The 15,363-nt window shown below is 59.3% G+C and carries 14 protein-coding genes; 10 read left to right on the forward strand and 4 right to left on the reverse strand.

The genetic code is table 11. The features are described 5' to 3' along the window. Positions 1-10 precede the first annotated feature (10 nt). The 3 genes from BMZ91_RS16380 to BMZ91_RS16390 form a co-directional block, all read right to left on the reverse strand. Complete coding sequence (locus tag BMZ91_RS16380) at positions 11-1,216, reverse strand: branched-chain amino acid ABC transporter permease (RefSeq protein ID WP_092841174.1); 1,206 nt, start codon at positions 1,214-1,216, stop codon at positions 11-13. Between the two features lie 3 nt (positions 1,217-1,219). After that, positions 1,220-2,251 (reverse strand): branched-chain amino acid ABC transporter permease, encoded by a 1,032-nt coding sequence (locus BMZ91_RS16385; RefSeq protein ID WP_092841176.1) that lies wholly within the window; start codon positions 2,249-2,251, stop codon positions 1,220-1,222. A 98-nt stretch (positions 2,252-2,349) separates the two neighbouring features. After that, entirely contained in the window at positions 2,350-3,696 is a 1,347-nt protein-coding gene (locus BMZ91_RS16390; protein ID WP_092841221.1) for a substrate-binding protein, read from the reverse strand. A 218-nt stretch (positions 3,697-3,914) separates the two neighbouring features. On the opposite strand from BMZ91_RS16390, the gene BMZ91_RS16395 reads away from it, so the two are divergent. The 10 genes from BMZ91_RS16395 (at position 3,915) to BMZ91_RS21185 (ending at position 14,659) form a co-directional block, all read left to right on the forward strand. Next, entirely contained in the window at positions 3,915-5,231 is a 1,317-nt protein-coding gene (locus BMZ91_RS16395; protein ID WP_092841178.1) for a helix-turn-helix domain-containing protein, read from the forward strand. 71 nt (positions 5,232-5,302) lie between these two features. After that, positions 5,303-5,671 (forward strand): response regulator transcription factor, encoded by a 369-nt coding sequence (locus BMZ91_RS16400; RefSeq protein ID WP_092841179.1) that lies wholly within the window; start codon positions 5,303-5,305, stop codon positions 5,669-5,671. Further along, positions 5,668-5,943 (forward strand): hypothetical protein, encoded by a 276-nt coding sequence (locus BMZ91_RS16405; RefSeq protein WP_092841181.1) that lies wholly within the window; start codon positions 5,668-5,670, stop codon positions 5,941-5,943. The genes BMZ91_RS16400 and BMZ91_RS16405 overlap by 4 nt, the downstream gene beginning before the upstream one ends. Positions 5,944-5,946: 3 nt before the next feature. Beyond that, positions 5,947-8,631 (forward strand): sensor histidine kinase, encoded by a 2,685-nt coding sequence (locus tag BMZ91_RS16410; RefSeq protein ID WP_092841183.1) that lies wholly within the window; start codon positions 5,947-5,949, stop codon positions 8,629-8,631. Positions 8,632-8,713: 82 nt separating this feature from the next. Next, entirely contained in the window at positions 8,714-9,781 is a 1,068-nt protein-coding gene (locus BMZ91_RS16415) for a FliM/FliN family flagellar motor switch protein (protein WP_092841185.1), read from the forward strand. A 122-nt stretch (positions 9,782-9,903) separates the two neighbouring features. Continuing rightward, on the forward strand, positions 9,904-10,230 hold the full coding sequence (locus BMZ91_RS16420; RefSeq protein WP_092841187.1) for a TraR/DksA family transcriptional regulator: 327 nt from the start codon (positions 9,904-9,906) through the stop codon (positions 10,228-10,230). Positions 10,231-10,322: 92 nt separating this feature from the next. Next, a complete protein-coding gene (locus BMZ91_RS16425; RefSeq protein ID WP_092841223.1) occupies positions 10,323-10,532 on the forward strand; it encodes a hypothetical protein in 210 nt (69 codons plus the stop codon). An 89-nt stretch (positions 10,533-10,621) separates the two neighbouring features. Further along, positions 10,622-12,646 carry an enoyl-CoA hydratase-related protein gene (locus BMZ91_RS16430; protein WP_143076369.1) on the forward strand — a complete coding sequence of 675 codons (2,025 nt, stop codon included), beginning with the start codon at positions 10,622-10,624 and terminating at the stop codon, positions 12,644-12,646. Positions 12,647-13,045: 399 nt separating this feature from the next. Next, a complete protein-coding gene (locus BMZ91_RS16435) occupies positions 13,046-14,236 on the forward strand; it encodes an integrase arm-type DNA-binding domain-containing protein (protein ID WP_092841191.1) in 1,191 nt (396 codons plus the stop codon). A 78-nt stretch (positions 14,237-14,314) separates the two neighbouring features. Then, positions 14,315-14,659: an Arm DNA-binding domain-containing protein gene (locus BMZ91_RS21185; protein WP_143076370.1), complete on the forward strand. Its 345-nt coding sequence runs from the start codon at positions 14,315-14,317 to the stop codon at positions 14,657-14,659. A gap of 413 nt (positions 14,660-15,072) precedes the next feature. On the opposite strand, the gene BMZ91_RS16440 is transcribed toward BMZ91_RS21185, so the two are convergent. Continuing rightward, positions 15,073-15,363 (reverse strand): integrase core domain-containing protein (locus BMZ91_RS16440; protein WP_143076371.1); only part of this gene is annotated, 291 nt, incomplete at its 5' end.

Consider the following 15,363-nt stretch of genomic DNA (forward strand, 5'->3'; position numbering starts at 1 on the left):
CTCCGTCTCCTTATTCGGCGGGGGTGGATTGGGTCGATTTTTTGGCCTCGTCCCCGGATTTTTTGCGGCGGAACAGACGGCCGATGCGTTGACCGCCCTCGACAAGGCCACCGGGCAGGAAGATCACCACCAGCATGAAGACAAGACCAAGCGTCAGGTGCCAGCCTTTGCCGACGAAGGGATGCACAAGCGTGACCACCAGATCCTCAAGACCATCCGGCATGAAGCCAAACCAGGTGTGCAGCACGCCATCGTTGATCTTCGAAAAGATGTTCTCGAAGTACTTGATGAAACCCGCGCCCAGAACCGGGCCGATCAATGTGCCGGCACCGCCAAGGATGGTCATCAGAACCACTTCGCCAGAGGCCGTCCACTGCATGCGCTCGGCGCCTGCAAGCGGGTCCATCGAGGCCAGAAGACCGCCCGCAAGACCGGCATACATGCCCGAGATCACGAAGGCCGCCAAAGTATAGGGGCGCGCGTTGAGGCCGGTATAGGTCATCCGGGTGTTGTTGGACTTGATCGCCCGAAGCATCATCCCGAACGGCGAGCGGAAGATGCGGATCGCCAGATAAAAGCTGATCAACATCAGGATTGCACAGAGATAATAGCCGTTGTTGAACTGGAACGCCCAGGGGCCCACAACCATCTCATAGGTGTCGCGCATGTCCAGACCAAAGAAGTTGGTCACCGGGATGCCACCGCTTTCGGTGCGGCTTGCCCCAAGGATGCGCGGATCGTCAAGCGTAAGCTGCAAGCCGGTTTCGCCATTGGTGATCGGTGTCAGAACCGAATAGGCGAGGTTAAAGCTCATCTGCGCAAAGGCCAGCGTCAGGATCGAGAAATAGATCCCCGAGCGACGCAGGCTGACAAAGCCGATGACGACGGAAAACAGGCCCGCCACAATCACGCTCAGCACGATGGCCGGAACCACGTTCATCGACAGAAGCTTGAACATCCAAACCGCCGAATAGCTGCCGACACCCAGAAAAGCGGCGTGACCGAACGAGAGATAGCCGGTCAGGCCAAACAGGATGTTGAAGCCGATGGCAAAGATGCCGAAGATCACGAAACGCTGCATCAGGTCGGGATAGCCTGCGTTGAACTGCGCCAGCGAACTATCGCTTGGAAACGGGTTCAGGATGAACGGCGCACAGAGCGCAAGAAACGCAACGATCAGCAGGAGAGACAGGTCTTTTTTGTTCAGTCCGAGCATGAATTAATCCTCCATCACGCCTTTGCGACCCATCAGGCCACGCGGACGAGTGAGCAGAATGATAATGGCCACCAGATAGATGATGATCTGGTCGATGCCGGGAATGATCGACTTGATCTCGTTCATCGAGGCGAAGCTTTCCAGAATTCCGAGCAGAAAACCGGCAAGCACGGCGCCCGGAAGCGAGCCCATGCCACCGACAACCACCACCACGAAGCTCAGCACCAGGAAATCCATCCCCATGTGATAGTTGGGCGAATTGATTGGCGCATACATGACCCCCGCAAGCCCCGCGACCGCGGCGGCGATGCCGAACATGATGGTAAAGCGTTTGTCGATATTGATGCCCAGAAGGCCCACGGTTTCGCGGTCCGCCATGCCGGCGCGCACAACCATCCCGAAGGTGGTGAACTGCAAGAAGGAAAAGACCGCACCGATGATGACGGCGGCAAAGGCGAAATATACAAGGCGCCAGTAGGGATAGATGATCGCGTTGGCCTCAAAGCCAAGCAACATCCCGAAATCGAAGCTGCCCTTGAACACGTCGGGCGCGCCGGTCGGGATCGGGTTGGCCCCGTAGAAAAACTTGATCACTTCCTGAAGCACGATCGCCAAACCGAAGGTCACAAGGATCTGGTCGGCATGCGGGCGCTTGTAGAAATGCTTGATAAGCCCGCGTTCCATGATGAAACCGATGCCGATCATGATCGGAATGGAAAACAGGATCGCAAGCGGTACGGCCCAGTCGATGATCGACGCGCCCACCTCTGGTCCGAACCATGTCTCGACATAGGTCGTCTTGACCTTCATCGGATTGCCGAGAAAATCGGTTCTGGTCGGGTCGATTGTCTCAAAGCTGATGTTCAGGATGCGCTGAAGCGTGACCGCGCAAAAGGCGCCGATCATGAAAAGCGCGCCATGCGCGAAATTCACAACGCCGAGCGTGCCGAAGATCAGCGTCAGGCCAAGCGCGATAAGCGCATAAGCCGAGCCCTTGTCGAGCCCGTTTAGAATTTGGAGAATGATTGCGTCCATTGTTCCCACCCATGGGTTAAAGGCGATGGTGGTCTGTCCGAGTCCTTGCCGTCATGACCGGCCGCGCGGGATGCACACGGCCGGTCTGATCCGACAGGTTACGCGCCGGGGTTACAGTTGCCCAGTGCGCCGCCTGCGAACATCGGGTGATCGGCAGGGTAGGTAACCTGTGCTGCCGGTGTCACTTCGACGACTTCGAGAAGGTCGAATTCGCTGGTCGGGTTTTCTTTCCCGCGCACAACCAGAACATCTTTGAAGCACTGGTGATCGTCCGCGCGGTAAAGGGTCTTGCCATTGCCCAGACCGTCGAATTCAAAGCCTTCGAGGGCTTCGACAACGGCGCAGGGGTTGAAGCTTCCGGCGCGCATCACGGCATCTGCATAAAGCAGGGTCTGGCAATAGACGGTATGCGCGGCCTGGCTCGGCGGGAAGCCGTATTTTTCACCGAAGGATTTGACGAAGGCCTTGGAGGCGTCATCCTGTAGCGACCAGTGCCAGTTGGTCGAGCCGTGAATGCCTTTCACGTTCTCGCCGGCGCCACGGGCCATCAGACGCGAATAGAGCGGTACGACGATTTCGAAGTTCTTGCCGTTGACCTGCTTTTCACGCAGGCCGAACTGAACCGCGTTGGTCAGCGAGTTCACCATGTTCCCGCCGTAGTGGTTCAGAACCAGAACATCGGCGCCCGAGTTCAGAACCGGCGCGATATAGGACGAGAAATCGGTCGCGGCGAGCGGTGTGCGCACCTTGTTGACGGTTTCCCAGCCCATGGCCTCGGTCGCGGCCGCGATCGATTCTTCCTGGGTCCAGCCCCAGGTGTAGTCTGCGGTCAGGTGATAGGCCTTGCGCTCCGAGCCGTAAAGCTTCTGAAGCACCGGCGCCAGAGCGGCGGCGGACATGTAGGCGTTGAAGAAGTGACGGAAGCCGTTGGCCTTCTTGTCTTTGCCGGTGGTGTCGTTCGAATGGGTCAGACCCGCCATGAAGATCACGCCGGCCTCCTGGCAGAGACCCTGAACAGCCACGGCCACGCCCGAGGACGAGCCGCCGGTGATCATGATTGCGCCGTCTTTTTCGATCATCGACTTGGCCGATGCACGGGCCGCGTCAGATTTGGTCTGGGTGTCGCCGGTGACGAATTCAACCTTCTTGCCCAGGATGCCGCCGCCTTGCAGGACTTTGGAGCTGAAGGTGTTCATCATGCCGCCATCGCCGCCACCGTTCAGGTGCTCGACGGCAAGCTGATAGGCGCGCAGTTCGTCTGCACCCTCGTCAGCATAGGGGCCGGATTGGGGAACGTTGAAACCGAGCGTCACGGTGCCGCCGGTCGGTTCGTTGGTGAAAGCCGAGGCGCTGGACGCCGTAAAGATCGTCGGCAGAGCAAGACCGGCACCAGCAAGCGCGCTGGTCTTCATCAGGCCCCGACGAGTCAGGTTCGAGTTGGACATAGATTCCTCCCATTGATAATTCTCGGGAAGGGCCTCCTCTTGCGCCTCCCCAAAAGGCACTGTCGTGCTGCTTTAGTATGAGGGGGGCTAAGAAAATTAGGCAACAACTGCTTTTGACAGAATAATTAATTTGTAAATTTATAGACATTATCGAGTGAAATATTGTAAAGAAAATTTCAAATGCGGCATGAAGTCGCTTTAAACGCAGGGAAATTTTCATGTCAGAGCGGCTGATGATCGGGACGCGGATCCGGGAACGGCGGATTCTCGGCGGGATACGTCAATCCGATCTCGCGCGTCAGGCGGGGATATCGCCGTCCTACCTCAATCTGATTGAACACAACAGACGCAGAATCGGTGGCAAAACCCTGCTTAAACTGGCCGAGGTATTGAATGTCGAGCCCGCGCTTCTGTCCGAAGGCGCCGAGGCGACGCTGATTGCGGGCCTGCGCGAAGCGGCGGGCGAGCAGGACGGGATCGGCGCCGAGCTGAGCCGGATCGAGGAATTTGCCGGGCGGTTTCCGGGCTGGGCGAAATTGCTGGCCGATCTCTATCGGCGCAACGAGGCGCTTGAGCGGACGATCGAGACCCTGACCGACCGGCTTGCGCATGATCCATTTCTTGCCGATTCCCTGCACGAGGTGATTTCGGCGGTGACCGCGATCCGCTCGACCTCGTCGATTCTGGTCGAGACCGAGGCGCTTGAACCGGAATGGCAGAACCGCTTTCACCGCAATATCAATGAAGACAGCAGCCGCCTCACCGAGGGCGCGCAATCGCTGGTGCGCTACCTTGAGGGGGCGCCGAACATGGATGCCGAAATCAAGTCGCCACAGGATGAAATGCACGCCTTTCTTGCGGCGCGGGGGTTTCACTTTCCCGAGCTTGAGCGCGACATCGCCGGGCCACGCGATGTCACGCGCCTGATCGAGGGCGAGGGGGCAACCCTGTCGAGCCCGGCGCAAAGCCTCGCGCGCGACGTGTTGCTGCGATATCTGACCGATGCCCGCAGCCTGCCGCTCGAGTCGCTGCTTGACTGGATTGCAAGCCTCGGCCTGCACCCTGATCGTCTCGCCGAGGCGAGCGGCGTTGATCTGGCCACGCTGTTCCGGCGTCTGGCGGCTATGCCCGAGGAGGCGGTCGGCCCGGTCGGGCTGGTGATCTGTGATGCCTCGGGCTCGCTTGTGTTTCGCAAACCCTTTGATGGCTTTGCCATGCCCAGAATCGCCGGGGCCTGCACGCTCTGGCCGCTGTTTCAGGTGCTGGCACAGCCCCAGACCCCTCTTCGGATGCGTCTCAAGCAGGTCGGGCGCGGCACCGAGACGGTCGAGGCGCTTGCCGTCTCGGCCCAGGTGATCGCCCCGAGCTTTGATCGCTCCGCCCTGATGCAGGCGCATATGCTCTTGCTGCCTGACCGGCCCGACGCCGATACCGAGGCGGTGGCGCTGCGCGAGGTCGGGGTGAATTGCCGGATATGTTCGCTGGCCAGTTGCGTCGCGCGGCGCGAACCGTCAATCATTTCAGACGGTTTTTGACAGGCTGCATCAGTTTGTGGATAGTTGCATGATGGTTCTGCCGTTATGACATCGGAGGGGAGGCCGATTGCATGGGAAAAAAGGTTCTGCTGATCGAGGATGAGCCGAATATAATCGAGGCGGTCAGCTTTATCCTGTCGCGGGACGGTTGGGAGGTGAAAACCCATTCCAACGGGCATGATGCGATGCAGGTGGTGCGCATGCGCGCGCCCGATCTGATCATTCTGGATGCGATGCTGCCGGGGAAAAGCGGCTTTGACATCCTGACGGAAATTCGCGGCGACGCGGCGCTTGGCGCAACGCCGGTCCTGATGCTGACCGCGCGCGGCCAGACCAAGGACCGCGAACAGGCCGAACGCGCCGGCGTGAGCCAATATATGACCAAGCCGTTTTCCAATGCCGATGTACTGGCGGCGGTGCGCGCGCTTGTCACCCCATGAGCCCCGAGCGCGGCCCGGTGTTTCTGGCGCGGCGCACCTATCGGCGCCGTCGTCTGGCCGATGCCGCGCGGCTGTTGCCGATCATCGGCACGGTTTTGATCTGTATCCCGCTGTTGTGGCAGGGCGAGGGCGCATCGGGGGCGACCCGCACCACCATGGCGATGTTCTATATTTTCGGTCTGTGGGTGCTCTTGGCGCTGATCGCCGGAATTGTTTCGCATTATCTGCGCGCCTCTGAAAACGAGGAGCCGCCGCGCGGGGTAGGGGATTAAGCCATGTCGATCATGAATGTGCTTGCTCTGGTCTGTCTGCTTTATGTGGTGTTCCTCTTCGCGGTCGCCTTTGGTGCGGATCGTGCGGCGCGCCATGGTCGCGGCAAGTGGCTGCGCTCGCCCTATGTCTATACCCTGTCGCTGTCGATCTATTGCACCGCTTGGACGTTTTATGGCGCGGTCGGCTTTGCCGCGCGCTCTGGCCTTGAATATGTGACGATCTATCTCGGCCCGACGCTGGTCATGGTCGGCTGGTGGTGGACCCTGCGCAAGATGGTGCGGGTCGGGCGCAGTCAGCGGATCACATCCATCGCCGACCTGATTTCGTCGCGCTATGGCAAGTCGAACCTTCTGGCGGTGTTCGTGACCATTCTGGCGGTGATCGGCGTCACACCCTATATCGCGCTGCAACTGCAATCGGTGACTTTGTCGTTTGCGGCATTTTCCGAGACGGAACAGGCGGGCAACGGCTTGCCGGATATGCAATCGACGGCGCTTTGGGTGGCCATGGGCCTGACGCTGTTCACGATCCTGTTCGGCACCCGCAATCTTGATGCCAACGAGCGCCATCACGGCGTGGTCATCGCCATCGCGGTCGAAGCGGTGGTCAAGCTTTGCGCGCTGCTGGCGGTCGGGGCCTTCGTGGTCTGGGGCCTCTCGGACGGCGTGGGCGACACATTGGCCCGTATCGACGCCTCCGAGATTGCCCGCTTTGAGGTGCCGGGTAGCCGCTGGATCGGCCTGACCATGCTGTCGGCGGCGGCGTTTTTGTGCCTGCCGCGGATGTTTCAGGTGATGGTGGTTGAAAACGAGAACGAGGAACACCTGCGCACCGCCGCCTGGGCGTTTCCGACCTATGTCATGCTGATGAGCCTGTTCGTGGTGCCGATTGCGGCCGTGGGTCTTGATATCATGCCGACCGGGTCCAACCCCGATCTCTTCGTGCTCACGCTGCCACTTCAGGCGGGGCGCGACGGGCTTGCGATCCTGTCGTTCCTCGGCGGGTTTTCCTCGGCGACCTCGATGGTCATCGTGGCGGCGATTGCGCTGTCGACGATGGTGTCAAACCACATGGTGATGCCGATCTGGCTTTATTTCACAGGCGCGTCCGCCGTGATTTCTGGCGATGTGCGCCATGTCGCGCTTCTGGCGCGCCGCCTGAGCATCGCTGGGGTGGTGTTCTTGGGCTACCTCTATTTTCGCGTGACCGGCGGCGGCGCCGCCCTGGCGGCCATCGGGTTGATCTCATTCGCCGGCGTGGCGCAGTTCCTGCCGGCCCTGATGGGCGGGCTGTTCTGGCGCGGGGCCACGCGCACCGGCGCATTGGCCGGGCTTGGGGTTGGCTTTGTGCTTTGGCAATACTGTCTGTTCCTGCCAAGTTTCGGCCCCTCGATAATCATGCCGCAGAGCGTTCTGGAGCAAGGGCTTTTCGGGCTGAGCTGGCTGCGCCCGCAGGCGCTTTTCGGGGCGCGGGACATGGACCCGCTGGTGCATGCGATCCTGTGGTCGATGCTGTTGAACACGGGGGCGTTTGTGCTTGGTTCATTGCTGAGCTTTCCGAAACCGATCGAGCGGTTGCAGGGCGCGCAATTTGTCAATGTGTTCGATCATTCCTCGACCACCGGCGGCTGGTCCGGGGGGATGGCGCAAAGCGAAGACCTGCTGATCATGTCGCAACGCATCATGGGGGCCACCGAGGCGCAGGCGCTGTTTGCACAGGCGGCCCGCCGACAGGGCCTTGCCGGCTATCTGCCCGAACCCTCGCCGGATTTCCTGCAAGAACTGGAACGCGAGCTCTCTGGCTCGGTCGGGGCGGCGACCGCCCATGCGATGATCAGCCAGATCGTCGGCGGGGCTGCGGTCTCGGTCGAGGATCTGATGGCGGTGGCGGATGAAACCGCGCAGATCATGGAATATTCCAGCCAGCTTGAAACCCAGTCACAGGAACTGGCCCGCACCGCGCGCCAGTTGCGTCAGGCCAACGAAAAACTGACGCAGATTTCGGTGCAAAAGGACGGGTTCCTGAGCCAGATCAGCCACGAATTGCGCACGCCGATGACCTCGATCCGGGCGTTTTCTGAAATTCTGCGCGACACCTCTGATCTTACGGCCGAGGAGAAAAGCAAGTATTCCTCGATCATCCATGACGAGGCGGTGCGTCTGACCCGGCTTCTGGACGATCTGCTTGATCTGAGCGTGCTGGAAAACGGGCAGGTGGTTCTGAACACGCAAACCGGCATGTTGAGCAATCTTCTCGATCGCGCCGAACGCGCCGCCGGGGTGCAGGGCGGCACCCTCAAGGTCAAACGGAATCGCGACGCCGAAGCAATCGAGCTTAGCACCGATCTTGACCGGCTGGGGCAGGTGTTCATCAATCTGATCGCAAATGCGCGCAAATACTGCGATGGCGACCCGCCGGTTCTCAGCATCCGCACGCGTGTGCTCGATGGGCAATTGGTGATTGATTTCATGGATAACGGGTCGGGCATTCCGTTGGACAAAGAGGCGCTGATTTTTGAGAAATTCTCGCGCATCGGGCAAACCAAGGTCGGGGGGGCGGGGCTCGGGCTGGCGATTTGTCGCGAGATCATGACCCGGCTTGACGGCTCGGTCAGCTATCTGCCAGGGCAGAAAGGCGCGGCCTTTCGGGTAAGCTTGCCGCTGCCGCGTCGCATCGCCGCGCAATAATCTGTCACTCCTAAAGGAATTGGTAACCAAGCCCGCACTAGGGTGGTGGTGACAGTACAAGAGACGGGCAGCGGCGGGCGTCATGGGATCGCAGGATCGAAATTCAGTTATTCATCGCAAGGCGCAGGCCGCCCGTGGTGGGTTTGATTCGCGGCTCATGTCGCCCGCCCGTGCGCTGCGGCTCTCATTGGCGCGCACCGCCGACACATTGCTTGACCTCGCGCTGACGGTGGTCACGGTCGAGCAATTGCGGGTTCCGCTGAGTGAGCTTGCAAAAACCCTGGGCGACGAAGGGCTGCTGTTGCTGCTTGAAGGCGAAAATGGCCAGCGCGGCGCGCTGTCGCTTGATCCACAGTTTTTGGCAGGGCTAATCGAGGTTCAGACCACCGGCGCCGTGCGTCAGGGCGCGGTCGAGCCACGACCGCCAACGCGTACCGATGCGGCGATGGTGGCCCCGCTGATCAATGCGCTTCTGAGCGGGTATGACGAACAGATGGCCGGCGGGGTTGAGGGCTATCAGCCCCGCACCTTCGAGTTTGGCGATATGGTCGAGGATACCCGTGCCCTCGCGTTGGCGATGACGGCGCCGGATTACGATTTCTTTCGCATCACGGCCGATCTGGGCCCGGGGGCGAAAACCGGCTGTCTTAGCCTTTTGTTGCCGGTTGCGGCCCCGGTGGCGGCCAGGCCCGACGGCAAAAAGGCTGCCGCGACAGGGCCGCAACGGGGCATCAGGGATGTGGCGATCAACGCGCCAATCGTGCTTGATGTGGCGCTCGCGCGGGTCAGCCTGCAACTCAAGGACGTCTGGGCATTCAAGCCCGGCATGCTTGTGCCGGTGTCGCCCGACTGCCTTGGCTCGGCGCTGGTTCTGGGCACCACCGGGCATCTGGTGGCCGAGGCGCGGCTTGGCCAGATGAACGGCTGGCGGGCGGTGCGTCTTGTGTCATCCGCGGCGGCGCCGCTGCCTGATCTTGAGGCGACAGACACCGCGGCACCGCAAGAGGTAAGCCCACCGGCCAACCCCACACCGCCGGTGAAGGTGCGCAAGGTGGCGGATATCCCCGAGGTGGTCGAACCGCCCATCGTCGACGATTCTGATCCTATCGCCGAAATGGCAGGCGCGGGCGATCTTATCCCTTATGAATGATCCGCGCCCGACAATGTCTGGCTCTGGCCAACATCTCCGGCGCGCCTGACTGGTCGATTGATTTGTGTCAAAGTCCTCTGCGCGCCGCTGCCCTAGGGTATGGGCCAGCATGGAGGATCGTCATGATGAACACACAGAAATATCGCGATGCACTGATGGCACGTCTTGGCGAACTCGACACGCGCCTGCACGCGATTGAGGGCGCGCTTGATTCGCAAAAGTCCAAGGATTGGGATGAAATGGCGGCCGAGCGCGAAGATGACGAGATGCTTGAGCATCTCGGTCAGAGCGGTCAGGACGAAATTGCGCGGATTCGTGCCGCCCTGGAGCGGATAAGGCAGGGCAGTTATGGCACCTGTACCGGCTGCGGCGAGCAGATTGCGCCGGAACGGCTTGATATTTTGCCCGAAACGCCACTTTGCCGGGCATGTGCCGCGCAACAAACCTAACGCGCCGTCATATCTACGTCATCGACAGACGTTATTTCTATCACTATGACGGATTTCTCGTTAAAGTTGTGTTATCATTTGGGAGGATGACCATGTCCACGACCACGACCGAATTTGACCGCTTGCACCAACAGATCGCACAGGCCGAGAGCGCAACCCGCTATCGCTATGAGCCACAGGTGCGTCGCATGATCGAGCGCAAGGCCGCCTCTGGCGAGGCCATTCCCGAGGCGACAAAGCGCCTGCATCAGGAATTGCTGTGCGAGGCGATCGAGGCGCAATTCGACAACATGCCGGTCTGATCTTTCGGTTTGCGCCGCCCGGCGCTTGCGTGTGCGTCAATTCCCCGTAGTAATTGACATGGTAAACAGGCGTTTCGGGCGGATGTGATGTGACTGGGCAAATTCAAAGCGAGCGCCGTGATGGTGTGGCTGTCCTGCGGATGGACCGGCCCGTGGCCAATGCGCTTGCGCCCGAGTTGCGCGCCGATCTGTCAACCGCCCTTCGCGAGGCCGCAGAGGACGACGCTGTTCGTGCGGTTGTGATCTGCGGGGCGGGGCCGGGGTTTTCCTCGGGGGTCGATCTTACGGAATATGACGGCCCGCTGGTCAGCCCCTGGGTCAGCGCGCTTTGCCGTGATATCGAAGAGTTTCCAAAGCCCGTGGTGGCGGCCTTGCACGGCTCTGTTCTTGGCGCGGCGGTCGGGCTGGCGCTTGCGGCGCATGCCCGCGTGGCGCAGGCCAACACACGGATGGCGCTGCCGGAAATCAGCCTTGGCATGATACCGGGCGCGGGCGTGACACAGCGCGCGCCGCGTCTTGTGGGCGCACAGATCGCGCTTGAGCTGATGCTGGCGGGCAAGCCGGTTGTGGCCTCTGATCCGCGTCTCCGGCTGTTTTTTGATCAGATCACCGCGGATGACCCGCAGGTCGCGGCGATCACGCTGGCGCGCAAACTGGCCGACAAGGGCAGTTGGGTGCGGACCCGTGACCGCGAGCGCGGGCTATCCGATCCCGTTGGCTATCAACGTTCGCTGACCCTTGTGGGCGAGCGTCTGGCCGGGCAGGGCGGGGCGGGGGCCGACATCCTGCGCGCGGTCGAGGCGGCACAGCTGTTGCCGTTCGAACAGGGGCTGGAATTTGAACAGGTGTTGTTCGAGGATCGCCTGCAAAGCCCCGAGGCGCGCGCGCAGCGCCATATCTTTGCCGCCGAGCGGCGCGCGGCGATCATGCCGGAACTGGCGCAGGCCACGGCACATCCGCTTGGCCGGATCGCGCTTGTCGGCGGGGATGCCGACGGTTTGGCCGATCTCGGGGTGCTGTTTCTTGATGTCGGCAAAGAGGTTCAGGTTACGGATGATGATCTGGCGCAGCGTCTTAAGCGGGCTTTTGACGAGGCGCTCGACAAGGGGCGGCTAGACGCGGCGGGGCGCGAGGCCCGGCTTGCCCGCCTCACACAGGGCGCAAAAGATGGCTGGGCCGACCTTGTGCTTGACGCGCGCAACGACCGGGCGGCGGACCGTCCCCTGCCGATACCGCGCGCGAGTGGCGTGGTGGCGCGGCTTGAGACCGGCGCGGGGCTGGCCGATGCCGACCTCGGGGTGCGGGTCTATCGCCCGGCCCATAGCCTGCGGGTCGCGGAAATTGCCGTGGCGGCGGGAACCCCGCCCGCCGCCGTCGCCAGCCTTGCGCGCATGTGCGCCGATATGGGCCGCGTCGCGGTGCGCGCCGCCCAACCCGCCGCCGGTGCGGGGCTGGGGCATGGCATGACGGCAGCGCTATATCTTGCGGCGCTTGATCTGAGGCGCGGCGGGCTGACGCCGCTGCGGGTGGATCAGGCGGCACAGCGCATGGGCCTGCGCGCCGGGCCGTTCCTTATGATGGACAATGAAGGGTTGGCGCAGGTCGAGCACCGATTGCGGCGCGTGGCAGGCGACATCGGGCTGAATGATGGCTGGGCCGGGCCATTGGAAGAGCGGCTTGCCAAGGGTGCCAAGGGGCGTTCCGTCGGGCGTGGGTTTTACGATTATCCCCCCGAAGGGCCACGCCCCGCCAAGGGGTTGGCCGAGACCGGACGTACGATTGCCGAGGTGCTTGGCGAGATCGCGCCGCGCCATGCGCTTCACGCGGCGCTGATCAATGCTGCCGCACGGTTGCTGACGGCGCAGGCGGTTCAGCGGGCCTCGGATATTGATGTGCTCATGGTGCGCGGATACGGCTATGAAAGGGCGCGCGGCGGGCCCCTCATGCAGGCCGATCAACGTGGCCTCATGGCGATCCTGAAAGACATGAAGGCGCTTGCCGCGCGCTCTGCCCCGATCTGGGCCCCAGAGCCGATGATCCTTGATTTCGTCAAGAACGGGCAGGGGTTCTTTGGTCGCGCGGGCGCCGCCTATGACGTTGCGCGAAAAGATTGAAGCGATAGCAACGCCCGGCGGGATGATTGCCCGCTTGATAGAGCGCATAGATACCGGCCCTGCAAAGACAGCGGAATGGCCTGCAACTGCTGCTCAGGCAACTCAACAGTCAACGGGTCAAACTCGGGACTCAGTCATGCGGTGAATGTTACATGACTCCCGAGAATTTTCGTTTTGTTTTAGGTGACTGGCGATCCCGGGAGGACTCGAACCCCCAACATCCTGATTAGAAGTTATTACCCTCGACTTCGATATCGCCCTATATCACCACATAATGCATTGATATAAAACATTTATTCGTTTTGTGGATTCGATTTTGGCCAACATCACTATTGCACCACGCAGTCAGAACACGGTCTTTCTCCCGTTCGGCTGCGCAACATTAGGATAGTCGACAAAATGAAAACTCACCTCACTGAAACTCTCATCAAAAACTCCCACTGGACAGGCAAAGAGACCCGACTGGTAGATGAAACGCTTCCAGGTTTCTACGTAGCGATCAACAAACAAAGCAAGACATACAAAGTGAAGGCAGACCTTTGGGTTGGCACACCAGGCCAAAGAAAAAAAGTAAGAAGTATTAACCAAGCCTTTAGCGGGACCCAGGAACTTTCTCTCCGCGAGGCGAGAACAAAAGCAAGTGTCTATTTGGCGCAAATCAAGTCTGGTTCGGACCCTTTCAGAAAAGTTGAGACCTATGACTACACCGTGGGGAAAATCCTTGAAATTTTTATTCTCTCGAGGATCGAGAAAGGCCGGAGACCGGCCACTATTCAAGGGTACGAAAAGATGGCTCGCTACTATTTGAAATCCATTCTCCACGAGTCGGCGTCCGGCTACGAGCTTCACAAGGCCTACGAGTTCCACAAAAAGATAACCAAAAAACACGGCGCGACCTCTGCTGATAAAGCAATAAAATTGCTGTCTTCCGCTTATCGCCACATTCGCCCAAGAACGCCATCGGGGACCATTGACCACAACCCGTTCGAAGGATTCGAATACAACAATCCTAAAAGAACCCCAGGCTACACCATGACCCTTATGGAACTGCCAAATTGGTATGGACAGGTAGAGCTGATAAAAAATCCAATCAGAAAGGGATTCCATCTTTCGCTTCTGTTTTCTGGGATGAGAAAGCTGACAGCCTCACAGCTGGAACATGATTGGGTGGATACGGAAAAATGCTGCATCAACATCCCCTGCGAGGCCATGAAGAACGATGAAGAACTCACCCTTCCTGCGTCCGATCAACTTTTAGAAATCCTTCAGACCGCATCCCGAAACAGCCGTCGCATGTATCCGCGTTCTCCTTGGATTTTCCCAACGATTGGAAGCGATGGTAACGTTAAGCCAATTCAAGTCGCCCGGGAGAAGATCTTAGGAAACCGTACAGGTCATGTCCTGCGACGGACCTACCGTACGGCGGCAGCGTTGCCTGGAATTGCAGATCGCAATGGGGATTTGCTCATTGGCCACAAAATTCCTGGAATCCGGGGACGTTACATCGATGAGCCGCAACTTTTTGGTGATCTGTTGCGGGACCAAAGGGTAATCGCAGCCTTCATTGACACCCACATGTTCGGAGAATGACATTTTCCCTCCCCCGGCACAGCAATATCCGCCGGGGGAGCCATTCGAGATGAAAATTCTGACCACACGAGGGAAATTATGAAAGTTAGATTAACCGACAAAATAGTATCTTCCTACAAGTGGGACGGCCACGAAACCATTGTTAGAGATTTAGAACTAAAGGGCTTCTTTCTATCAATCGGTAAGTCAAAAAAGTCGTTCAAAATTCAAGTGGATGTAAATGTCGATGGCAGAAGGAAAACTGTTCGTCGTACGATCGGAACCTTTGAAAACACAAGTGTCAGTGTTGCTCGAAATGTTGCAAAAAATCTAATATATCAGATTAGAAACCCATCAGAAGACCTGTCGAAGAAGCCAGATTTAAATTCCTTCTCCGATGCCGCAAGAATTCTCATACTGCAGAAATACAACGAAAATTCTTGATCTCATAGAAACCTAACTCTTCGAAGGGTTGGCGAGTATTTCGAACCTTGGCGGGAAACTCCACTTGAAAAAATCACAACAACCGATGCTATCACGCTTCTTGAGGACATCAGAAGCCGCGAAGCAGCATCTTCCGCTAAGATCTGTGCTCGCCTGTTACTGAATCTGTTAAAATATGATGAGTGCAATTGCCTACCGACCATCAGTGCGGACCAGGTTGAAAAATTCCATGACGCGCAGTCCAATGATTATTCAAGCAGCAACAGCATACCCCATTCGCAGTTATCCGAATGGCATGCGGACGTGATGAAGCTTCGCAGCGTGCAGCGCCAAAATATGCACATGTTTCACTTATACTCTGGGTTGCGCCCCTCGCTATTGGCGTGCCCCCGTCGGGTGGTCCAGGTTAATTGTTAGTGCATTGTGGGCCTCTGGTCTATCGGAACGATGCTTTCTGGCGCGGGCGGTCGATGACCTAATGCGCTGTGCGGCCTGACGGTGTTGTAGTGGATTCGCCATTGCTCGATCAGTATTTGTGCCTCGCGCAAGGTGTAGAACATTTCGCCATTGAGCAATTCGTCGCGGAAACGGGCGTTGAAGCTTTCGCAATATCCGTTCTGCCAAGGTGATCCGGGTTCGATGTAAGCCGTCTTGGCACCGACGGCAGCGATCCAGTCCCGCACCTTCTGAGCGATAAATTCCGG

This window comes from Roseovarius lutimaris, from assembly GCF_900115165.1.
GTDB classification, from domain to species: domain Bacteria; phylum Pseudomonadota; class Alphaproteobacteria; order Rhodobacterales; family Rhodobacteraceae; genus Roseovarius; species Roseovarius lutimaris.